The organism is Xylanimonas oleitrophica (assembly GCF_003244315.1).
In the GTDB taxonomy this organism is placed as follows: domain Bacteria; phylum Actinomycetota; class Actinomycetes; order Actinomycetales; family Cellulomonadaceae; genus Xylanimonas_A; species Xylanimonas_A oleitrophica.
The window spans coordinates 644,213-665,773 of the sequence record NZ_QKWH01000001.1; the positions used below are offsets into that span (position 1 = coordinate 644,213).

Annotated in this window: 20 protein-coding genes; 12 read left to right on the forward strand and 8 right to left on the reverse strand. The window is 74.7% G+C overall.

Features of this window, described 5'->3' with window-relative positions:
* Nucleotides 1-17: 17 nt before the first annotated feature.
* Genes thiD through thiM form a run of 3 tightly spaced genes read right to left on the reverse strand, consistent with a single transcriptional unit; the run spans nt 18 to nt 2,625 of the window.
* A complete protein-coding gene (gene thiD, locus DNL40_RS03165; RefSeq protein ID WP_111249742.1) occupies nt 18-989 on the reverse strand; it encodes a bifunctional hydroxymethylpyrimidine kinase/phosphomethylpyrimidine kinase in 972 nt (323 codons plus the stop codon).
* 59 nt (nt 990-1,048) lie between these two features.
* A complete protein-coding gene (thiE, locus tag DNL40_RS03170; protein WP_111249743.1) occupies nt 1,049-1,738 on the reverse strand; it encodes a thiamine phosphate synthase in 690 nt (229 codons plus the stop codon).
* A complete protein-coding gene (gene thiM / locus DNL40_RS03175) occupies nt 1,735-2,625 on the reverse strand; it encodes a hydroxyethylthiazole kinase (RefSeq protein WP_111249912.1) in 891 nt (296 codons plus the stop codon). The genes thiE and thiM overlap by 4 nt, the downstream gene beginning before the upstream one ends.
* Before the next feature lie 225 nt (nt 2,626-2,850).
* On the opposite strand from thiM, the gene DNL40_RS03180 reads away from it, so the two are divergent.
* The 3 genes from DNL40_RS03180 to DNL40_RS03190 all read left to right on the forward strand — a co-directional run bounded on the left by DNL40_RS03180 (nt 2,851) and on the right by DNL40_RS03190 (nt 6,354).
* The gene (locus DNL40_RS03180) at nt 2,851-4,161 is read left to right on the forward strand and encodes a M50 family metallopeptidase (RefSeq protein ID WP_245885591.1); all 1,311 of its coding nucleotides are present in this window, start codon (nt 2,851-2,853) and stop codon (nt 4,159-4,161) included.
* Nucleotides 4,162-4,234: 73 nt separating this feature from the next.
* Entirely contained in the window at nt 4,235-5,371 is a 1,137-nt protein-coding gene (gene ispG, locus DNL40_RS03185; protein ID WP_179950925.1) for a flavodoxin-dependent (E)-4-hydroxy-3-methylbut-2-enyl-diphosphate synthase, read from the forward strand.
* Between the two features lie 35 nt (nt 5,372-5,406).
* Complete coding sequence (locus DNL40_RS03190; RefSeq protein ID WP_111249745.1) at nt 5,407-6,354, forward strand: GNAT family N-acetyltransferase; 948 nt, start codon at nt 5,407-5,409, stop codon at nt 6,352-6,354.
* A 45-nt stretch (nt 6,355-6,399) separates the two neighbouring features.
* Here the strand turns inward: DNL40_RS03190 and DNL40_RS03195 are convergent, their stop codons facing one another.
* The 4 genes from DNL40_RS03195 to DNL40_RS03210 form a co-directional block, all read right to left on the reverse strand.
* On the reverse strand, nt 6,400-7,062 hold the full coding sequence (locus tag DNL40_RS03195; RefSeq protein WP_111249746.1) for a response regulator transcription factor: 663 nt from the start codon (nt 7,060-7,062) through the stop codon (nt 6,400-6,402).
* Nucleotides 7,059-8,585 carry a sensor histidine kinase gene (locus DNL40_RS03200; protein WP_218925980.1) on the reverse strand — a complete coding sequence of 509 codons (1,527 nt, stop codon included), beginning with the start codon at nt 8,583-8,585 and terminating at the stop codon, nt 7,059-7,061. The genes DNL40_RS03195 and DNL40_RS03200 overlap by 4 nt, the downstream gene beginning before the upstream one ends.
* A 10-nt stretch (nt 8,586-8,595) precedes the next feature.
* On the reverse strand, nt 8,596-9,084 hold the full coding sequence (locus tag DNL40_RS16330; protein WP_179950907.1) for a hypothetical protein: 489 nt from the start codon (nt 9,082-9,084) through the stop codon (nt 8,596-8,598).
* Nucleotides 9,085-9,150: 66 nt separating this feature from the next.
* Nucleotides 9,151-10,056, reverse strand: a complete 906-nt coding sequence (locus DNL40_RS03210) for an Fpg/Nei family DNA glycosylase (RefSeq protein ID WP_111249914.1) — start codon at nt 10,054-10,056, stop codon at nt 9,151-9,153.
* Between the two features lie 61 nt (nt 10,057-10,117).
* Here DNL40_RS03210 and DNL40_RS03215 point away from each other — a divergent pair, with 61 nt between their 5' ends.
* A complete protein-coding gene (locus DNL40_RS03215; protein WP_111249749.1) occupies nt 10,118-11,944 on the forward strand; it encodes a proline--tRNA ligase in 1,827 nt (608 codons plus the stop codon).
* Nucleotides 11,945-11,987: 43 nt separating this feature from the next.
* Here DNL40_RS03215 and DNL40_RS03220 read toward each other — a convergent pair whose 3' ends face one another.
* Entirely contained in the window at nt 11,988-13,073 is a 1,086-nt protein-coding gene (locus DNL40_RS03220; RefSeq protein ID WP_111249750.1) for a DUF4439 domain-containing protein, read from the reverse strand.
* A gap of 225 nt (nt 13,074-13,298) precedes the next feature.
* Between DNL40_RS03220 and DNL40_RS03225 the strand changes: the two genes are divergently transcribed.
* The 8 genes from DNL40_RS03225 (at nt 13,299) to rpsO (ending at nt 21,438) form a co-directional block, all read left to right on the forward strand.
* Complete coding sequence (locus DNL40_RS03225) at nt 13,299-13,940, forward strand: ribosome maturation factor RimP (RefSeq protein WP_111249751.1); 642 nt, start codon at nt 13,299-13,301, stop codon at nt 13,938-13,940.
* Between the two features lies 1 nt (nt 13,941).
* A complete protein-coding gene (nusA, locus tag DNL40_RS03230; RefSeq protein ID WP_111249752.1) occupies nt 13,942-15,009 on the forward strand; it encodes a transcription termination factor NusA in 1,068 nt (355 codons plus the stop codon).
* 170 nt (nt 15,010-15,179) lie between these two features.
* Nucleotides 15,180-15,404 carry a YlxR family protein gene (locus tag DNL40_RS03235; RefSeq protein WP_342766629.1) on the forward strand — a complete coding sequence of 75 codons (225 nt, stop codon included), beginning with the start codon at nt 15,180-15,182 and terminating at the stop codon, nt 15,402-15,404.
* Nucleotides 15,405-15,570: 166 nt separating this feature from the next.
* Entirely contained in the window at nt 15,571-18,456 is a 2,886-nt protein-coding gene (gene infB / locus DNL40_RS03240; RefSeq protein ID WP_111249753.1) for a translation initiation factor IF-2, read from the forward strand.
* 75 nt (nt 18,457-18,531) lie between these two features.
* The gene (gene rbfA / locus DNL40_RS03245; protein ID WP_111249754.1) at nt 18,532-19,005 is read left to right on the forward strand and encodes a 30S ribosome-binding factor RbfA; all 474 of its coding nucleotides are present in this window, start codon (nt 18,532-18,534) and stop codon (nt 19,003-19,005) included.
* A complete protein-coding gene (truB, locus tag DNL40_RS03250) occupies nt 19,002-19,970 on the forward strand; it encodes a tRNA pseudouridine(55) synthase TruB (protein ID WP_111249755.1) in 969 nt (322 codons plus the stop codon). Before rbfA ends, truB begins: the two co-directional genes overlap by 4 nt.
* A gap of 78 nt (nt 19,971-20,048) precedes the next feature.
* Nucleotides 20,049-21,044 (forward strand): bifunctional riboflavin kinase/FAD synthetase, encoded by a 996-nt coding sequence (locus DNL40_RS03255; protein WP_111249756.1) that lies wholly within the window; start codon nt 20,049-20,051, stop codon nt 21,042-21,044.
* A gap of 124 nt (nt 21,045-21,168) precedes the next feature.
* A complete protein-coding gene (gene rpsO, locus DNL40_RS03260) occupies nt 21,169-21,438 on the forward strand; it encodes a 30S ribosomal protein S15 (protein ID WP_111249757.1) in 270 nt (89 codons plus the stop codon).
* Nucleotides 21,439-21,561: the final 123 nt, after the last annotated feature.

A 21,561-nucleotide genomic window follows, 5' to 3' on the forward strand; every position in this document is an offset into this window, starting at 1 on the left:
TCGTTGACGGCGCCTGCTCACGGCGCTGGTTCAGGGCGCGCGGCAGGCCGTTGCGCGAAACCGTGGTCGACCGGTCCGTGACCCGTCCACGGGGCTCGCCCCGAGTCGAGGCCCGTACCGCCGACGACGAGCCGGTCTCCCGCGACCAGCGCCTGCGTCAGGTAGTCCTTGGCGGCACGCACGGTGGCGGGCCACCCGTCGTGGAGCGGCCGCAGCACGGCGCAGGCCGAGCTGAGCGTGCAGCCCGTGCCGTGGGTGTTGCGGGTGCTGACGCGGGGCGAGGAGAGCGTGACGACGGCGGGCTCGCCGTCGCCGGGGCCCGCCAGGTGGTCGACGGCTGCCTCGCCGTCCTGCGCCCTGCCTGGATGTCCCTCCGCGCCAGGGCGTCCCCCCGTGACGAGGTGCCCGCCCTTGACCAGCGCCCAGCGCGGCCCGCCCGAGACGGTGCTGGTGCTCGTGCCGGCGCCGAGGCGCAGCAGGGCGCGCGCCTGGTCGGCGGCCTCGGAGGCGTCGTGGGCCGCGTCGGCGCCCAGGAGCGCGGCGGCCTCCGGGAGGTTCGGCGTCACGAGGTCCGCCAGGGGCAGCAGCCGTTCCCGCACCACGTCCTCGGCGGCCGGTTCCAGGAGCCGGTCGCCCGACGTCGCCACCATGACGGGATCGAGCACGACGGCGGGGCCCGGTCGCCGGTCCCGGCGGTTGGCCGCGCGCAGCGCCTCCAGGACGTCCGCGACCGCGGCGGCGACGGCGGCGTCCGAGAGCATGCCGATCTTCACCGCGTCGACGGCGACGTCGGCCAGGAGCGTCTCGAGCTGGGCCGTCACCATGTCTGCGGGCACGGGCATGACGCGCGTGACGCCCACGGTGGACTGGGCCGTGAGGCCCGTGAGGACCGCGCAGCCGTACCCGCCCAGCGCGGCGAAGGTCTTCAGGTCGGCCTGGATCCCGGCGCCTCCCGAGGGGTCCGAGCCGGCGACGGTCACGGCGACCACGGGGTGCCCGTCGGGGCGTACCCGGGCCGCTGCGCCTCCCGGTGTGCTGGCCCCGGCGCTCACCGGGCGCTCCCCGCGCGGGTGGCGGAGCGTGCCTCGGCCCAGGCCCGCACCAGGGAGCGCGTGGCCGCCTCCGGGTCCGGGGTGCCGCACACGGCCGAGACGACGGCGGAGCCCGCGGCACCGGCCGCGTGCAGCGCCGGCACGTCCTGCGTCCGCAGGCCCCCGATGGCCACGCACGGGAGCCGGCCGGCGGAGGCGGCGTGGACCACGCGCGCCAGGCCGTCCGCGCCGACCGCGGGCCGGGCGTCCGCCTTGGACGTGGTGGGGTTGACGGGGCCGACGCCGAGCAGGTCGACGGTGCCCGGCGGCAGCGCGACCGCGGCCCGGGCCTCGTCCGGCGTGCTGACGCTCAGCCCCAGGTGGCGGCCCGGCCCCAGCAGGCGGCGTGCTGCCACCGGGTCGAGGTCGCTCTGCCCCACGTGCGCGCCGTCGGCGCCCAGGGCGAGGGCCACGTCCACGCGGTCGTCCACCACCAGGGGGACCCCGACGGGCCGCAGCAGCGCCAGCAGCGCCTCGCCGAGGGCGACGAGCTCCCGCGTGCTGGCACCCGGGTCGCGCAGCTGCACGGCCGTGACCCCACCGGAGACGGCGCCGCGCACCGTCTCGACGACCCCGGCCGGGCCGCCGCACAGGCGGGTGTCGGTGACGAGGTAGACGGTCGGGTCGAGTCGGGCGGGGGCGCTCACGCGGCCGCTCCCGACCGCTCGGCCACCAGACCGGCCAGGTCCGCGACGGCCTCGGGGGCGACGTCGGCGAGGCGGTCCACCAGGGCGACGGCGAAGCTCCCGGGCCCCGGGTGGGCGGCAGCCGCCAGGTCGCCCGCGACGCACATCCACGCGGTGGCCGCGGTCGCCGCCAGGAGACGGTCGTCGGTCACCGCCGCGCACGCCGCGACGAGCGCGCCGAGCGAGCACCCGACGCCGGTCACCCGCGTCAGCAGGGGGTGGCCCGCGTGCACGCGCACCACCCTGACCCCGTCGGTCAGGAGGTCGACGGTGCCGCTCACGGCCACGACCGCTCCTGAGCCGCGGGCCAGGTGCAGCGCCGTCTCGCGCACGTCGTCGGGCGTGTCGAGCGAGTCGACCCCCCGCCCGCCGCGCCCGCCGGCGAGGGCCTGGACCTCCGACGCGTTGCCGCGCACCACGGCCGGCCCCCGCTCGAACAGCTCGGCCGCGAGGGCCGTGCGCAGGGGGAGCGCTCCGATGGCCACCGGGTCCAGCACCCACGGCACGCCCGAGGCGGTCGCCGCCTCGACCGCCACACGCATCCCGTCGGGCTGGTCGCCCTCGACCGTGCCCAGGTTGACCAGCAGGGCGCTCGCGGCCCCGGCCATGACGCCGGACTCGGCGGGGGTGGCGACCATGGCGGGGGCGGCCCCGGCGGCCAGGACCACGTTGGCGGTGAAGTTCGTGACCACCACGTTGGTGATGCAGTGCACCAGGGGCGCGCTCTGGCGCACGGAGCGCACCACGTCGGCCACCTGGGGGGCGAGACCGGGCCACGACTGCGGGTCGGGACCGGGGTCAGAGGAGGAGGTGACGGCCCCGTCGGGGCCGGGCACAGCGGTGCTCATGGGCGTTCCCTTCGCTCGCACTACCGAGAGCAGGTTCCACGGGTGCTTCTCAGCCGGCACCGCGGTCTCCGCGGCGGCCGGCGCCCCGCGCCGTCGTGCACACCCTAGCGCCGCTGGGCGGCGCCCTGGACGGGTGTCCGCCCGGCCTCGGTGCGCACCAGACCTTCACACCACGGGCCGCCGGGACCCAGGACCCGCCCAGCGGGCTCGCCTACGCTGGGGCCCGTGAGCAGCCTCTGGCCCGTCGTCGTGGGCGTCCTGGTCGTCCTGGTCGGCATCGTGGTGTCGATCGCCCTCCACGAGCTGGGGCACATGGTGCCCGCCAAGGCGTTCGGGGTCCGCGTGAGCCAGTACATGGTCGGCTTCGGGCCCACGCTCTGGTCGCGCACCCGCGGCGAGACGGAGTACGGCGTCAAGGCGATCCCGCTCGGCGGGTACGTCCGCATGGTGGGGATGCTGCCGCCAGCGCCGCCCGGCACGCGCACCGGCCGCGGGTTCTTCGGGCGGGTCGTGGCGGACGCCCGCGAGGCGAGCGTAGAGGAGATCAGGCCGGGCGAGGAGCACCGGGCGTTCTACCACCTCTCGACGCCGAAGAAGCTCGTGGTCATGCTCGGCGGCCCCGTCATGAACCTCGTGCTGGCGTTCGTGCTCACCGCCGCGTTCTTCGCCATCGGCATCACGCAGGCCACGCCCACCGTGGCGTCACTGAGCCGGTGCGTGCCGACGGCGACGGGCGAGCCGTGCTCGCCGGCCGAGGCGCCTGCGCCCGCGGCGGACGCGGGGCTGGAGCCCGGCGACCGCGTCGTCGCCTACGCCGGCGAGCGGGTCACCACGTGGCAGAGCCTGCTGGACGCGATCGACGACGCCGGTGCGGCGCCGGCCCCCGTCGTCGTCGAGCGTGCCGGGCAGCGGGTGGAGCTGACCGTGACCCCGGTGGACGCCACCCGGGCGGTGGTGGACGCCGACGGTGAGCCGCTGCGGGACGCGGGCGGCCAGGTGCAGACCGTCTCGGGCCCGTTCCTGGGGATCTCGCCCACGGTGGCGCGCCAGTCCCTGCCGCTGAACGAGGTGCCCGCCGAGGTGGGACGCATGTTCACCGCCACGGCCGGTGCCGTCGTCACGTTCCCCGCCAAGGTGTGGCAGGCCGCGGAGCAGGCGTTCACCGACGCCCCCCGGTCCGCCGACGGCGTCCAGTCCATCGTGGGCGTCGGCCGCACGGCCGTGGACGTCGCCGGGCTCGACGCCAGCGTGCTCGACCGCGTCACCGTGATGCTCAGCCTGCTGGCCGCGCTGAACATGGCGCTCTTCGTCTTCAACCTCATCCCGCTCCTGCCGCTCGACGGCGGCCACGTGGTCAACGCCCTCTACGAGGGGGCCAAGCGGACCGCGGCGCGCGTCCGCGGGGTGCGCCCCCTGCCCGGACCCGCCGACGTCGCCCGGACGATGCCCGTCGCCTACGTGATGTTCGTCGTCCTGCTGGGGTCCACGGTGCTGCTCGTGGCGGCCGACGTCGTCGACCCCGTGAAGATCTTCTGACGACCCGGTGACCCCGTGCAGCGGGGTACCCCGGTGGGGGGATACTGGGCGGGTGAGCACAGTCAACCTCGGCATGCCCGCCGCGCCCGCCCCCGTGCTGGCCCCCCGCCGCAAGTCCCGCAAGATCAACGTGGGCAAGGTAGCGGTCGGCGGGGACGCCCCCGTCAGCGTCCAGTCCATGACGACGACGCCCACCACGGACATCAACGCCACGCTCCAGCAGATCGCCGAGCTCACCGCCGCCGGCTGCGACATCGTGCGCGTGGCTGTCCCGTCGGCCGACGACGCCGCCGCCCTCCCCGCGATCGCGAAGAAGTCGCAGATCCCGGTGATCGCCGACATCCACTTCCAGCCCAAGTACGTGTACGCGGCGATCGACGCGGGCTGCGCTGCCGTCCGCGTGAACCCGGGCAACATCCGCAAGTTCGACGACCAGGTCAAGCAGATCGCACAGGCGGCCAAGGACGCCGGGGTGTCGCTGCGCATCGGCGTCAACGCCGGTTCCCTCGACCCGCGCCTGCTGGCCAAGTACGGCAAGGCCACCCCCGAGGCCCTGGTCGAGTCGGCGGTGTGGGAGGCCAGCCTCTTCGAGGAGCACGACTTCCACGACTTCAAGATCTCGGTCAAGCACAACGACCCCGTGGTCATGGTCCAGGCGTACGAGATGCTCGCCGAGCGCGGCGACTGGCCGCTGCACCTGGGCGTCACCGAGGCCGGTCCGGCCTTCCAGGGCACGATCAAGTCCGCCACCGCGTTCGGCGCCCTGCTGAGCAAGGGCATCGGCGACACCATCCGCGTGTCCCTCTCGGCCCCGCCGGTCGAGGAGGTCAAGGTGGGCAACCAGATCCTGCAGGCCCTGAACCTGCGCCCGCGCAAGCTCGAGATCGTCTCCTGCCCGTCCTGCGGCCGGGCCCAGGTGGACGTCTACACGCTGGCCGAGAAGGTCACCGCCGGCCTGGAGGGCCTGACGGTGCCGCTGCGCGTCGCGGTCATGGGCTGCGTCGTCAACGGCCCGGGCGAGGCGCGCGAGGCCGACCTCGGCGTCGCGTCGGGCAACGGCAAGGGGCAGATCTTCGTCAAGGGCGAGGTCATCAAGACGGTGCCGGAGTCCGAGATCGTCGAGACGCTGATCGAGGAGGCCATGCGCATCGCCGAGTCGATGCCTGTCGAGGACGAGGCCGGGACGAGCCCGATCGTCACGGTCGGCTGACGGCCCGCACGGCAGGGGGCAGGGGGCAGGGAAGAGTGAGCGTCCGTCAGCAGCTCGCGGGCGCCGGGTCGGGCACCGGCCGCGGCCGGGAGGCCGCGCGCCCGCTCGGCCCGGCCGACCTCCCCGCGGCGCTCGCGCTGTGCGGTGACGACCCGGTGGGGTCCGTCCTGGCCGCGGCGCGGCTCGAGCTCGCCGCCCGGGTCGGGATGGCGGCCTCCGGCGGCCAGGTGTGGGGCTGGCCGGCCGAGGGCCCGTTGCAGGCCCTGTGCTGGGCGGGTGCCAACCTCGTGCCCGTGATCCCCGCCGCCCTGGACCGGGCCGCCGCCGCCGAGGCGATCGACGCGTTCGCCGACACGGCGCGTCGGCAGGGCCGCCGGGCGTCGTCGATCGTCGGTGAGTCCGCGCCGGTGCTCGCGCTCTGGTCCCGGCTGGAGCGCCACTGGCCGCCGGCCCGGGACGTGCGCGCGCACCAGCCGTCGCTGGCCATCGCGCGGGACCCCGACGTCGAGCCGGACCCTCAGGTGCGCCTCTCGCGCCCCGAGGAGCTCGCTTCCCTGCTGCCGGCCTGCGTGGCCATGTTCACCGAGGAGGTCGGTTACTCGCCGGTCGCCAACGGTGGCACAGCCTACCGCGAGCGTGTGCGCTCGTTGGTCGCCGAGGGGCGCTCCTACGTTCGCTACGACGACGGCGCGGTGCCGCCGGAGGCCGGGCTCGGCCCCGCCGAGCACGCCGTCGTGGCGTTCAAGGCGGAGCTCGGCGCAGTGGCGCAGGGTGTGGCCCAGGTGCAGGGGGTGTGGGTCGACCCGGCCCTGCGCGGCCGCGGGCTCTCGGAGGCGGGCATGGCCGCCGTCGTCGTCGACGCCCGCCGGCGGGTGGCGCCGGTGGTCTCCCTGTACGTCAACGGGTACAACGAGCGGGCGCTGCGCGCCTACCGCCGGGTCGGCTTCGAGCAGGTCGGCACGTTCGCGACCGTGCTGTTCTGACCTGCGCCGGTCCGCCTGGCGGGCCGCACGACGACCCCTCGGTGGCTACGCCGAGGGGAGCCGGTAGCCCGACCCCCGCAGGGTCTGCACGCGGTCGGCACCGATCTTGCGGCGCAGCGCCCGCACGTACACGTCCACCACGTTGGACGCGGGGTCGAAGTCGTACCCCCACACGTGCCCCAGGAGCTGCTCGCGCGACAGGATCTGGTTCTCGTGCCGCATGAACACCTCGAGCAGCGCGAACTCGCGCCCGGAGAGGTCCACGGTGCGGTCCTCGACGGTGACCTGGCGGGTGCGCAGGTCGAGCGACATGCCGCCGGCGCGCAGGCTCCGGGCCTCGGCCGGCGCAGGCTCACGCAGCCGCAGGCGGACCCGGGCGAGGAGCTCGGCGAACTGGAACGGCTTGGTCACGTAGTCGTTCGCGCCGCCCTCGAGCCCGTGGACGCGGTCGGTCACCGAGTCCCGCGCGGTCAGCACGACGACCGGCGTCGTGACCCCCTCGTCGCGCAGGCGCTCGAGCACGGTGAAGCCGTCGAGCTGCGGCAGGCCGACGTCGAGCAGCACCAGGTCGAACTCGCCCATGCGGGCCATCATCAGCGCCGACTGGCCGTCCTCGGCGACGACCGTGGTGTACCCCGCCGCGCGCAGGCCCTTCTGCACGAACGACACGATCCCGGGGTCGTCCTCGGCGATCAGGATGCGGCTCAACGCTCCTCCTCTGCGGTGGTCGTGGTGGGCGCACCGGCGGCGTGCCCGGGGACGTGCCCGGGTGCGGTGGCGTCGTCCTCCATGGGGGGCGGTCCCTCGACGGTCACGGGGACGTCGATGCCGAACGTGGACCCCGCACCGGTCGTCGACCGCACCCAGGCGGTGCCGTGGTGCGAGTCGGCGATGGCGTGGACGATCGCGAGCCCGAGGCCGAACCCCGTGTGGTCGTCCTCGCCGCGCGGGGTGCGGTGGAACCGCTCGAAGACGTGCGGCAGGTCCTCGGGCGCGATGCCGGGGCCCTCGTCCGAGAGCCACAGGCGCAGGTGCGTGCCCTCGTCCGTCCGGACCAGCGTGGACCCGAAGCGCACCGGGGAACCGGCCGGCGAGTACTGCACGGCGTTCGCCGCGTACTGCAGCATCGCCTGGGTCAGTCGCTGCGGGTCCACCTCGGCCGTGCCCTCGGCCACCTCCATGAGGAGCCACGGGCGGTCGTCGAGCGCCTGCACGGTGGAGTCCACGTGCAGCATGAGGTCCTCGAGGTCGGTGGGTCGCCGCTGGAGGAAGTCCGGGCGCTCTGCCTTGGCGAGCAGCAGCAGGTCCGTGACGATCCGGGACATGCGGGCCAGCTCGGTGTCGACGACGGCGAGGGTCTCGGCGCGCTCGGCCGGGTCGTCGCCGATGAGCTCCAGGTGGCCCCGGATCACCGTGATCGGGGTGCGCAGCTCGTGGCTGGCGTCGTCGACGAAGCGTCGCTGTGCCGTGTAGGCCTCCTCGATCCGGTCGAGCATCCCGTTGAACGAGGCGGCCAGCTCGCCGAGGTCGTCGCGGCGCACCACGGGTACCCGGACGGACAGGTCCGTCTCGGAGATCCGCGCGGCGGTGCGGGCGATGGACCGCACCGGGGCGAGGATCTGGCCGGCGACGAACCAGGCGATCAGGGCGGTCAGCGCCAGGCCGCCGAGCGCCACGAGCACGGTGGTGCGCAGCACGTGCTGCGTCTGGCGCAGCGCCTCGCCGACGAACTCCGCGACGAGGAACGTGCCGGGCTCGTCCCGGGTCTGGACCGTGACCCGCCCCCAGCGCAGCTCGCCGTGCGCCGTGTCCAGCACGCCGCTGGGGGCGGCGGAGGACGTGATGCGCTCGAGCAGCGCCGCGTCGTCGCCCAGGCGGTAGGGGCCGTCCGGACCCTGCAGGCGGGTGTTGTCGGAGTAGAGCACCGTCTGCCCGGCGATGCCGACGAGCGCCTCGCCCTGGTCGGGGTGCTGGCGGCTGAGGTAGAGCTCGAGCAGGTCGTCGACGTGCTCGAACGGCTGGCCCGTGCGCGGGTCGACCCCTTCGGAGGCGAACCGGGCGAACTCCTCCAGCTCCTGGGAGATCGCGGTGTTGGCAGCCCGCTCGACGTCGGCGGTCAGGAGGGACCGCATGGTCAGGATGACGGCGAGCAGCGTCAGGCCCGTGGTCAGCAGGATCCAGCCGACGATCCGCCAGCGTGCCGAGACGCGGGCGCCGCGGGTGCGGGGCACCGGGGCAGGGTCAGTCGTCGTCATCGTCGTCGTCCCGGTCGTCGTCGTCATCGTCGTCCGGGTCGTCCTCATCGTCGTCGTCATCGTCATCGTCATCGTCGTCGTCGTCGGCGGCGGCCGGGCCGCCTCCGGCCTCGTGCGGGTCGAACGGGACCTCGCGAGGCCGCTCGGGTGCCGGGGCAGGCGGTGGTGGTGCCGGGGGCGACGACGGGGCCGGGGCGCCGGGCGCCGGCGTGGGTCCGGGTGTGGTCGCGGGCGGGTCCGGGCTCTCGGACGGCGCAGCGGACGGGGAGGCCGTCTGCGCGGGCGCGGTGGGCGCCTCCGGGGCCGCCGGCGTGCCGCCGTCGGGGTGCCGCGGGCCGGCCACGTCGACCTCGAGCGTGTCCTGGCGGACCACGGGGTCGCCCACCGTGCCGCGCAGAGCCTGGCTCCCGAGGGCGAGGCCGACGACCGCGACGAGGATCGCGAGCGCGGTCGCGGAGCGTCGCAAGACCGTCATGGTCCCACGGTGGCGCAGTCGTGTGAGCCGAGCATGAAGCGCGGATGAGGGAACGTTCATCCGCGGCTACCGCAGGAGCCTGCTCATCCTGCGGTCGGCCAGCGGGCGGCCGCCGGTCTGGCACGTGGGGCAGTACTGGAGGGAGCGGTCGGCGAACGAGACCTCGCGCACGGTGTCCCCGCACACGGGGCACGGCTGGCCCGTGCGGCCGTGCACCCGCATGCCGGCGCGCTTGGCGTCCTTGAGCTCCTTGGCCGGCCTTCCGCTCGCGGCGGCCACGGCCTCGGTCAGCGTCGTCACGACGGCGGAGTGCAGCACGGCCGTCTCCTCGTCGGTGAAGGAGCGGGTCTGCTTGTAGGGGGAGAACCGTGCGACGTGCAGGATCTCGTCGGAGTAGGCGTTGCCGATGCCGGCGATCGCCGACTGGTCGCGCAGGAGGCCCTTGACCTGCTGGTTCTTGCGCCGCAGCAGGGCACCGAGCGCCTCGGGGGTGAGCTGCGGCGAGAGCGGCTCGACACCGAGCGTCGCCACCTGCGGCACGTCGTCGGGCGAGCGCACGACGTGCACGGCCAGACGGCGGGTGGTGCCGGCCTCCGTGAGGTCGAGGCCGGAGCCGTCGTCGAGCCGCACGCGCAGGGCGACGGCGGCGCCCCGGGACGACCCGCCGAGGCGGGGCCGCACGGGTCGCTCGGGGACGTCGTCGTACCAGCGGACCCAGCCGCCGCGCGAGAGGTGCGCGAGCAGGTGCGGGGCGCCCGGGCCGGCAGGAGCTTCACCGGCCTCGGTGGACATGTCGAGCCACTTGCCGTGCCGCGCCCACCCCCGCACCGTCGCGCCCACGAGGGCGTCGACCGGCGGGTCGTACGTCTTGAGCGCGGCGATGTCGCCGACCTCGACGGCGGTGACGGTGCGTGCGCGCGTGCGCCCGTCGAGGAACCGGGCGAGCGCTTCGACCTCGGGCAGCTCGGGCACGTCCGCCATTCAACCCCAGCACGCGGTCGGCGGCTCGTCGCGCCCCGATATCCTGTGCGCCATGTCTTCCGCGTCCGCCCGCAAGGGCGACCTCCTGCGCCTCTCGACCCTCTTCGTCCGCACCCTGCGCGAGGACCCGGCGGACGCCGAGGTCGCCAGCCACCGCCTGCTGCTGCGTGCCGGGTACATCCGCCGTGCCGCCCCTGGCATCTACACCTGGCTGCCGCTGGGCCTGCGCGTGCTCGGCAAGGTCGAGGCGATCGTGCGCGAGGAGATGGACGCGATCGGCGGCCAGGAGGTGCACTTCCCGGCGCTGCTGCCGAGGGAGCCGTACGAGGCCACCGGCCGGTGGGAGGAGTACGGGCCGAACCTCTTCCGGCTCAAGGACCGCAAGGAGGCGGACTACCTCCTGGCGCCCACGCACGAGGAGATGTTCACGCTCCTGGTCAAGGACCTGTACTCCTCGTACAAGGACCTGCCGCTGACGATCTACCAGATCCAGACGAAGTACCGCGACGAGGCGCGGCCGCGCGCCGGCCTGATCCGCGGGCGCGAGTTCATCATGAAGGACTCGTACTCGTTCGACCACACCGACGCGGGGCTCGACGAGGCGTACCAGCGCCACCGTGACGCCTACGAGCGCATCTTCCGGCGCCTGGGTCTGGAGTACGTGATCGTCTCCGCGGTGTCGGGCGCCATGGGTGGCTCCCGCTCGGAGGAGTTCCTCTCGCCCTCGCCCATCGGTGAGGACACGTTCGTGCGCTCCGCCGGCGGGTACGCGGCCAACGTCGAGGCCGTGGCGACGCCGGTGCCGGACGCGGTGCCGTTCGACGACGCCCCCGCGGCGCACGTGGAGGACACGCCGGACACCCCGACGATCGACTCGCTGGTCGAGCTCGCCAACGCGCGCTTCCCGCGGCCCGACCGTCCGTGGACGGCTGCCGACACGCTCAAGAACGTCGTCCTGGCGGTGACGCACCCGGACGGGACGCGCGAGGTGCTGGTCGTCGGCCTGCCCGGGGACCGGGAGGTGGACGTCAAGCGGCTGGAGGCGGCTCTCGCGCCGGCCGAGGCGGAGCCTGCCGGTGACGCGGACTTCGCCGCGCACCCCGAGCTGGTCAAGGGGTACATCGGGCCGGCGGTGCTCGGGCCCCAGGGCGCGCAGGTCACCGACCCGCAGACGGGGGAGACCCGGTCGGCCGTGCGCTACCTCCTGGACCCGCGCGTGGTGCCCGGGACCCGCTGGATCACCGGCGCGAACGTACAGGGGCGGCACGTGTTCGACCTGGTGGCGGGCCGCGACTTCGTCGGCGACGGCGCGATCGAGGCGGCCGAGGTCCGGGCCGGGGACCCGGCGCCGGACGGGTCCGGGCCGCTGGAGCTGGCGCGCGGCATCGAGATGGGCCACATCTTCCAGCTCGGCCGCAAGTACGCACAGGCGCTCGGCCTGACGGTGCTGGACGAGAACGGCAAGCAGGTCGTCGTCACGATGGGCTCCTACGGCATCGGCGTGACGCGTGCCCTGGCCGCGCTGGCCGAGGCCAACCACGACGAGAAGGGCCTGGCGTGGCCCGCGCACGTCGCACCCGCCCAGGTGCACCTCGTCGCGACGGGCAAGGGCGCCGAGGTGTTCGAGGCCGCGGAGTCGATCGCCCAGGGCCTGGTCGCCCGCGGCGTCGAGGTGATCTACGACGACCGGCCGAAGGTCTCGCCCGGGGTGAAGTTCGCCGACGCCGAGCTGCTGGGCGTTCCGCTGCTGGTGGTCGTGGGCCGTGGCCTGGCCGAGGGCGTGGTCGAGGTCCGTCCGCGGGCGGGCGAGGCGCGGCAGGTCGGCGTCGACGACGTCGTCGAGGACGTCGCGGCGCAGGTGGAGGCGTTGCTGGCCTGACCTGGGCGGTGCGGGTGCCCCCGGGCACCCGCACCGGTGCCGGTCAGCCGTCGAGCTCGGGCATGCCGGGGAACGGTGACGGTGCCTGGCCCCAGGCGTCGAGGGTGAGCGCGCCGTCCACGAGAAGGTCGACGAGGACGCCGCGCGAGCCGGGCGCCGTCGTGCCCACGAGAGTGGCGTAGTCGACGGCGAGGCCGCGCTCGAGCGTACGGACCAGCACGGCGTCGTCGTCGGCCGGGACCTGGTACGCGACCCGGCGCGGGTCCTGGTCGGTGCCGTCGACGGCACCGAGCCGCGCCCAGGCCTCGGCCCGCTGGCCGTGCGCGCGCGAGCGGTCGAGGAGGCGGGCGCGGACGTCGCCGTCGGCCCGGGCGGCGCGCACCTCGAGCGCGTAGCGCGCGCCGTCCTCGGAGGCGACGAGGGCGCGGTAGTCGGCGGCGGTCATGCCCTGCGGCGGCCGGACCGGGCCGTCCCCCGGGGCGGTGGTCTCGACCGACCCGGGCTCGGACGCGGAGGGCGTCGGCGTGGCCGGGAGCGCCTCTTCCTGGGACGGTTCGGGGACCTGGGGGCTCGGGGCCTGCGGGGTGGGGATCCCCGAGAGGGCCGCCAGGCGGGTCGCAGCCACGGTCTGCGCGGCCGACACCGAGGCGAGGAGCCGCCCGAGGTCGCCGCCGGAGGTGCTGCTGGCCGCCGCGCGGTTGCGCGCGGCGGCGTCCACCAGCGTCACCACGACGGCCTCGGGCGTGGCCGGGCCGGTGGCGGTGGGCTCGGCCGACGGTTCCGCCTCCTCGTCCGGCTCCTCGATCCCCGAGCGGTACTCGCCGCCGAGCTCACGGGCGTGCGCGTGGGCGTCCTGGGCGATGCGTCCGAGCTCGTCGAGCACCGGGGCGGGTAGGTCCGGGCTCGTGGTGGTCGAGCCGGCCCGCTCGGCGACGAGCAGGGCGTCGGCCACGGCCGTGCGACGCACGAGCTCCGTCGCGTCGGGCACCGGCTCGGACGGCGGTGGCGACTCCAGCCGCACCCCGCAGCCGGCGAGCAGCGCGACGGCGACCGCCAGGACGACGGCGCGGACGGCGGCCGGGGCGCTCAGGGGGCGTGCACGGCGGCTCGCCGGAGGGTGCGGTTCCATCGCGGCCGATGATGCCACGTCGGGGTGCGCCGTCGGGGCGGTGGGCGCACCGGCACGCCGCGGGGCGCGGGTGTGTCCGACGTCGCGTCGTCGAGCGCCCCGCGACCTGGGGTTCCGGGTCGTGGGGCGCCGGCGGTTCGTTACCCTTGTCGTCGCACAACAACACACCGGTCGTGCCGGACCCGGGAGTTGGGGACCAGCGTGAGGGCTGACGGGAGGCAGGCGATGGCAGGACCGAGGAACGAGCAGGGCCGTGGCGGCGGGGCCGCTGCGGCAGACGCCGTGCGCGCCGTCGTGGGCCCGGTGGTGCACACCGCGGGGCTGTGGCTGGAGGACGTCCAGGTCTCGCGCGCGGGCGCGCGCTCGGTCGTGCGGGTCACGGTCGACCTGCCCGAGGACGAGGTGGGCGCTCTGGGGTCCGACGCGCTGGACGAGGTGTCGCGCGCGGTCTCCGCGGCCCTGGACGCCGACGACGTCGTGCCGGGTGCCTACACGCTCGAGGTCTCGACGCCGGGCACCTCCCGGCCGTTGACGCAGCTGCGCCACTTCAAGCGCGCGCGGACCCGGCTGGTCTCGCTGCGCCTGGCCGACGGCCGGACGCTCGAGGCGCGCCTCCTGGACGTGCTCGAGGCGGGCACCGAGGGCGCCGAGGACGGCGCGGTGCTGGTGCTCGACGGCGGGGCCCGGGTGCCGGTGGCGGACGTGCGCAAGGGCAGGGTCGAGGTCGAGCTCAAGCGGTTGGACGACCTCGACGACACGCAGGACACGGACGAGACCGGCGACGAGGGCGACGACGTCGGCGCCGACGCGGCCGACGACGCCGAAGACGCTGACGACGCGGGCCCGGCCCGCACCCAGGAGGGCTGACATGGACATCGACATGACCACGCTGCGACTGCTCGAGCGTGAGCGGGACATCAGCCTCGACGTGCTGGTCGAGGCGATCGAGCAGGCGCTCCTGTCGGCCTACCACCGCACCCCGGACGCCTACCCGCGCGCGCGGGTCGAGGTGGACCGCCGCTCGGGCCACGTGACGGTGTGGGCGCGCGAGGAGACCCGGGTGCCGGACCCGGAGGACCCCGAGGGGCGCCCGCTGGTGGAGCTGGGCCCGGAGTTCGACCACACGCCGCAGGACTTCGGTCGCATCGCCACCGCGACGGCGCGCCAGGTCATCGTCCAGCGCCTGCGCGACGCCGAGGACGACCAGGTCCTGGGCATGTTCCGCGGCAAGGAGGGTGAGGTCATCGCCGGCGTCATCCAGCAGGGCCGCGACCCGCGCGTCGTGCTGGTCGACATCGGCGGGACGGAGGCCGTGCTGCCGCCGCACGAGCAGGTGCCCACGGAGCAGTACGTGCACGGCGAGCGTCTGCGCGCGTACGTGGTCGAGGTCGCGCGCGGACCCAAGGGCGCGCAGGTCACGCTCAGCCGTACGCACCCCGGGCTGGTCCGCAAGCTCTTCGAGCTGGAGGTCCCCGAGGTCGCCGACGGATCGGTGGAGATCACCGCGATCGCGCGCGAGGCGGGCCACCGTTCGAAGGTCGCCGTCCGTTCCAAGGTGCAGGGCCTGGGGGCCAAGGGGGCCTGCATCGGTCCGATGGGCTCGCGCGTGCGCGCTGTGATGGCGGAGCTGCACGGCGAGAAGATCGACATCGTCGACCACTCGGACGACCCGGCCCGGTTCGTGGCGAACGCGCTGTCCCCGGCGCGCGTGACGTCCGTCACGGTCGTGGACCCGGACGCGAGGGCTGCTCGCGCCGTCGTGCCTGACTACCAGCTGTCGCTCGCGATCGGCAAGGAGGGGCAGAACGCCCGTCTGGCCGCCAAGCTGACCGGCTGGCGGATCGACATCCGGTCCGACGAGGCGGCTGCCGAGCCCCGCGAGAGCGCCGCCGACGGGTCCGCGCCCAGCGCCACCCAGGAGCACGACCTGCCGTGACGCGAGCCGTCGGGGGGGCCGTGGGTCGTTCGTCGGGCGGCTCGCGCGCTAGACTGTCAGGGACCGGGCCGCGCGCCCAGGACTCGACATGCCCTCGCACCCCCTCGCCGGCAGGCTCTGCCGGACCGGTGCGCACGTGCGTCGGGTGCCGGGAGCGCGACCTGCGGTCGGTGCTCCTGAGGCTGGTCCTGGCGCAGGTCGCCACGGGTGCGGGTGAACCCCGCGTCGTGGTGGACGAGCGCAAGGCCATGCCAGGGCGTGGCGCCTGGGTCCATCCCACGCTCGCCTGCCTGGACCTCGCCGTACGACGGCGGGCCGTGCCGCGCGCGCTGCGTGCGGCGGCCCCGCTGGACCTCACGGCGGTCCGGGACTATCTGGAACGTGCCGACCGTTGAACCACCGTCCCGACCGGGACCCTCACGGGTCCTGGCCGCACCACGCGTACGTCGACAAGGAAGCGGGTCAGAAGCCGATGGGCACCCGATGAGTCCCCAGCGATGAGTACTCGGTACTAACGACGGTCCACCCTGCTGCCTCGGGGAGGGCCGAGACAGGAGAGATGTGGCGAAGATCCGCGTTCACGAGCTCGCCAAGGAGCTCGGGGTGGAGAGCAAGACCCTGCTGGCTGAGCTGAAGGCTGCAGGAGAGTTCGTCCGGTCGGCGTCATCGACGCTCGAGGCACCGGTCGAGCGCATGATGCGCGAGAAGCACAAGGGCGCCGCTGGCGCGCCCGCGGCGGAGAAGCCCGCCGCCAAGCCTGCGCCCGCGAAGGCCGCGCCGAAGCCGGCCGCCGCCCGCCCGCAGCCCGCTGCGGAGCAGCCGGCCCCGGAGCCTGCTGCTCCCGCAGCCCCGGAGGCCCCCGCGCCTGCGGCCGAGACCTCGGCCCCCGCCGAGCGTCCCGCCCCCGCGCGCCAGCCGGGTGCCACTCCGGGCCCCCGCCCCGCTCCGCGCCCTGCCGCCGCCGACCGCGGTGAGCAGCGTGGTGGCGAGCGCGGTGGTGACCGAGGTGGTGACCGCGGTTCTCGCCAGGGTGGCGGTGCTCCGCGCCCGGGCAACAACCCGTTCGCGCCCTCGCAGGGCATGCCGCGCCAGGGCGGACGCCCCGGTGCAGGCGGCGGTGCTCCGCGCCCCGGCAACAACCCGTTCGCGTCGAGCCAGGGCATGCCTCGCCCCGGCCAGCGTCCCGAGCGTGCCGAGGCTCCGGCTGCCGCAGCGGGTGAGCGTCCTGGCGGCCCGCGTCCTGGCGGCCCCCGTCCCGGGGGGCCGCGTCCCGCGGCTCCGCGCCCCGGCGGCGGCGCTCGCCCGAACCCGGGGATGATGCCCGGCCGCACCTCCATGCCGCGTCCGGGTGAGCGCCCGGCCGCAGGCGGCGGTGGCGGCCGTGGCCGTCCCGGTGGCGGTGGCGGCGGTGGCTTCGCCGGTCGTCCCGGTGGCGGTGGCCCCGGTGGTGGCGGCGGTGGCTTCGCCGGTCGTCCCGGTGGCGGTGGGCGCGGTGGCGCCGGCCGTGGCTCCACGCAGGGTGCGTTCGGTCGCGCCGGGGGTCGTCCGGTCCGCGGGCGCAAGTCGAAGCGCGCGAAGCGGCAGGAGTTCGAGCAGATGCAGGCGCCGTCGCTGGGCGGCGTCAGCGTCCCCCGCGGCAACGGCCAGACGGTCGTGCGCCTGCGTCAGGGCGCGTCGCTCAACGACTTCGCCGACAAGATCGACGCGAACCCCGCGTCGCTCGTCACGGTGCTGTTCCACCTCGGTGAGATGGCCACGGCGACGCAGTCCCTCGACGAGGCCACCTTCGGCGTCCTCGGCGAGGAGCTCGGCTACAAGATCGAGATGGTCTCGGCCGAGGAGGAGGACCGCGAGCTGCTCGGGTCCTTCGCCATCGACCTGGACGCGGAGCTCGAGGCGGAGTCCGACGAGGACCTCGCCCCGCGTCCGCCGGTCGTCACGGTCATGGGTCACGTCGACCACGGAAAGACGAAGCTGCTCGACGCGATCCGCTCCACGGACGTCGTCGCGGGCGAGGCCGGTGGCATCACCCAGCACATCGGTGCCTACCAGGTGCGTGCCGAGCACGAGGGTCTCGAGCGCGCCATCACCTTCATCGACACCCCGGGTCACGAGGCGTTCACCGCCATGCGTGCCCGTGGTGCCCAGGTGACGGACATCGCGATCCTCGTGGTCGCGGCGGACGACGGCGTGATGCCTCAGACGATCGAGGCGCTCAACCACGCGCAGGCCGCCAACGTGCCGATCGTCGTCGCGGTCAACAAGGTGGACAAGGAGGGGGCCAACCCCGACAAGATCCGCCAGCAGCTGACCGAGTACAACCTCGTGGCGGAGGAGTACGGCGGCGACACCATGTTCGTCAACGTCTCCGCGAAGCAGCGCATGGGCATCGACCAGCTGCTCGAGGCGGTCCTGCTGACCGCGGACGCCGCCCTCGACCTGCGGGCGAACCCCGACAAGGACGCGCGCGGCGTCGCGATCGAGGCCAACCTCGACCGCGGTCGTGGTGCGGTGGCGACCGTGCTGGTGCAGTCCGGCACGCTGCACGTGGGCGACGCGATCGTCGCGGGCACGGCCCACGGCCGCGTCCGGGCGATGTTCGACGAGCACGGGGAGGCGGTCGACGCCGCCGAGCCGGCCCGTCCGGTCCAGGTGCTGGGTCTGTCCTCGGTGCCGAGCGCCGGTGACACCTTCCTGGTGGCCCCGGACGAGCGCACCGCCCGTCAGATCGCCGAGAAGCGCGAGGCCGCCGAGCGTGCCGCCCTCCTGGCCAAGCGCCGCAAGCGCATCAGCCTCGAGGACTTCACGAAGGCGCTCGAGCAGGGCAAGGTCGAGACGCTCAACCTCGTCATCAAGGGTGACGTGTCCGGTGCCGTCGAGGCCCTGGAGGACGCGCTCTACAAGATCGACGTGGGCGACGAGGTCCGCCTCAACGTCATCCACCGCGGTGTGGGTGCGGTCACGCAGAACGACGTCAACCTGGCCACGGTCGACAACGCCGTGATCATCGGCTTCAACGTGAAGTTCGGTGAGCGTGTCGAGGACCTCGCGGACCGCGAGGGCGTCGAGGTCAAGTTCTACTCGGTCATCTACCAGGCGATCGAGGACGTCGAGGCCGCGCTCAAGGGCATGCTCAAGCCGGAGTACGAGGAGGTCCAGCTCGGGACCGCGGAGATCCGCCAGGTCTTCCGTTCCTCGAAGTTCGGCAACATCGCCGGTTCGATCATCCGCTCGGGCACGATCCGACGGAACACGAGCGCGCGGGTGCTGCGCAACGGCACGGTCGTCGGGGACAACCTCACGATCGAGTCGCTGCGCCGCGAGAAGGACGACGTCACCGAGGTCCGCGAGGGCTTCGAGTGCGGTATCGGTCTCGGGTCGTTCAACGACATCACCGAGGGCGACATCATCGCCACCTTCGAGATGCGCGAGAAGCCGCGCGTCTGACGCACGCTCCCACGAGGACGGCGGCCCGGGCAGGCGCCCGGGCCGCCGTCGTCCGTTCGACCAGAGAGGACTTCCATGACCGAGAACCCGCGGGCCCGGCGGCTCGCCGACCGCATCAAGGTCATCGTCGCGCAGCTGCTCGACACGAGGATCAAGGACCCGCGGCTCGGGTTCGTGACGGTCACCGACGTGCGTGTCACCGGTGACCTGCAGAGCGCCTCGATCTTCTACACCGTCTACGGCAGCGACGAGGACCGGGCAGGGACGGCTGCGGCGCTCGAGAGCGCCAAGGGCGTGATCCGGTCCGAGGTGGGCAAGCAGACGGGCGTCCGCCTGACGCCCACGATCGACTTCCACCTCGACGCCGTGCCCGAGACGGCGGCGCACCTGACCGCTGCGCTCGACGAGGCGCGGCGCCGCGACGCCGAGCTGGCGGCGCTGCGCGAGGGCAAGACGTTCGCGGGCGAGCAGGACCCGTACCGCAAGCCGCACGAGGACGACGCGCAGGAGGCGTCGGCCGAGGGCACGGAACGCGAGGACGAGCGCTGAGCACGGGCCAGGACTCGCGGCCCGCGCGCCGGCCGACGGCTCCTGACGGCTTCGTCGTGGTGGACAAGCCAGCCGGGTGGACCAGCCACGACGTCGTCGGGCGGGTCCGCCGGCTGGCGGGGACGCGCAAGGTCGGCCACGCAGGCACCCTCGATCCGATGGCGACAGGGGTGCTCGTGGTCGGCGTGGGGCGCGCGACGCGGCTCCTGACGTACGTCGTCGGAGCCGACAAGGCGTACGACGCCACGGTGCGCCTGGGCGTGGGCACCACCACGGACGACGCCGAGGGGGAGGTCCTCACGGCCCCGGGGGCCGCACGGCGGTCCGTGGGGGACGAGGCGCTGCGCGGCGCGGTGGCGGCGCTGACCGGCGACATCCAGCAGGTGCCGACGACGGTCTCGGCGATCAAGGTCGACGGTCGACGCGCCTACGCCCTCGCCCGCGCGGGGGAGGACGTGGAGCTCGCGGCGCGGCCGGTCACCGTGAGCACGTTCGACGTGCACGCGGTGCGCGAGTCCGTGACCGACGACGGCGTGCCGGTGCTGGACCTCGACGTGTCCGTCGTCGTCTCCTCGGGCACGTACGTGCGCGCCCTGGCGCGCGACCTGGGGGCGGCGCTCGGCACGGCCGGGCACCTGACCGCGCTGCGGCGCACGCGGGTGGGCGGGCACACCCTCCAGGCGGCGCGGACGCTGGAGGGGATGGAGGCGCAGGCCGACGCCGACGGCGTCCTGGCCACCATCGCTCCTGCCGAGGCTGCGCGGGCCTACCTGCCCGTGCGGCAGGTGACGGAGCAGGAGGCGGTGGACCTCGGCTTCGGCCGGTGGGTCGCGCCGTCGGGTCGGCCCGGCCCCGTGGCCGCCGTGGGGCCCGACGGTGCGCTGGTAGCCCTCCTGGAGGACACCCGGCGCCAGGGCGAGGACCTGGCGCGGCCGGTGCTCGTGCTGGCGGCGCAGGGGCAGTGAGCGTCCCGTGACCGCCCGCGGGGTGACCTACTCTTGACGCCGCAGGGGGAGCGGACCACGAACCGAGGAGCAGCACGCGTGCAGGTGTGGCAGGACCTGGCCCAGGCCGCGGAGGCCTTCGGGGCCGGCGGTCTCGGGTCGTCGGTCGTGACGATCGGCAACTTCGACGGCGTCCACCGGGGGCACCGTGCCGTGCTGGAGCGCGTGGTGGGCCTGGCGCGGGCCGACGCCCGGGCAGCCGTGGCGGTGACGTTCGACCCGCACCCGGCGCAGGTGCACCGCCCGGACGAGGCGCCCGACCTGCTGGTGGGCCTGGAGGACCGGCTGGAGCTGCTGGCCGGCACGGGCCTGGACGGTGTGCTGCTGCTCACCTACACGCTCGACCTCGCCTCCCTGACGCCGGAGGAGTTCGTCACCGGGTACCTGGTCGACGGGCTGCGGGCCCGCACCGTGGTGGTGGGCCACGACGTGCGCTTCGGCCGCGGGAACGCCGGGACGCTGGCGACGATGGTGGAGCTGGGCGGGCAGCACGGCTTCGAGGTCGTCGCGGTCGACGACGTGGGCCGCGAGGGCTCACACCTCGCCGCTGCGGGTGGTGGTGCACGCTGGTCGAGCTCGGGGGTGCGCGCGCTGCTGGCCGAGGGTGACGTGCGGGGCGCGGCAGACGTGCTGGGCCGCCCGCACCGGGTGCGCGGCGTCGTGGTGCACGGGGACGCCCGCGGGCGTGAGCTGGGCTTCCCCACGGCGAACCTCGGCGGCATCACGGGCATGGTGCCGGCCGACGGCGTGTACGCCGGCCGGCTGCTGCGCCCAGCACTGGCTGCGACCGACCCGGACCACCCCGACACGGTGCTCCCCGCGGCGGTGTCGGTGGGCACGAACCCGACGTTCGACGGCGTGGACCGGCGGGTCGAGGCGTACGTGCTCGACCGCGCCGACCTCGACCTGTACGACGAGGAGGTCGTGCTCGAGCTGGTGGAGCGGCTGCGGCCGACGCTGCGGTTCGACGGCGTGGACGAGCTGGTCGAGCAGATGCACGCGGACGTGGCCCGCGCCCGAGAGATCCTGGGCTGAGAGCGCCGCACGGAGGGCTCGCCCCGGCGCACTGGTAGGATCGTGGGGCCGTCAGAACGGCCGCGGACAGAGAGCGCCCGGTGGACAAGCCCCGGAGCACCGCGCAACGACCCTGAGGAGAGCCATGCCGCTCGACACTGCCACCAAGCAGTCGATCATCACCGAGTACGCGACCCACGAGGGCGACACCGGCTCGCCCGAGGTGCAGATCGCGCTCCTGACGCAGCGCATCAAGGACCTGACCGAGCACCTCAAGGAGCACAAGCACGACCACCACTCGCGTCGTGGCCTGCTCCTCCTGGTCGGCCAGCGCCGTCGCCTGCTGGGCTACCTGCAGAAGATCGACATCCAGCGCTACCGCGCGCTCATCGAGCGCCTCGGTCTGCGCCGCTGACCCACGCCGTCCCAGCCCGGTCCCTGTCGCAGGGGCCGGGCTGGTCTGGTGAGATGTACCGGTAACACCCAGAACCGCGCCGAGCTCTCTCGTCCGGTCCTCGGTAGTGGCCCCCCGATCCCC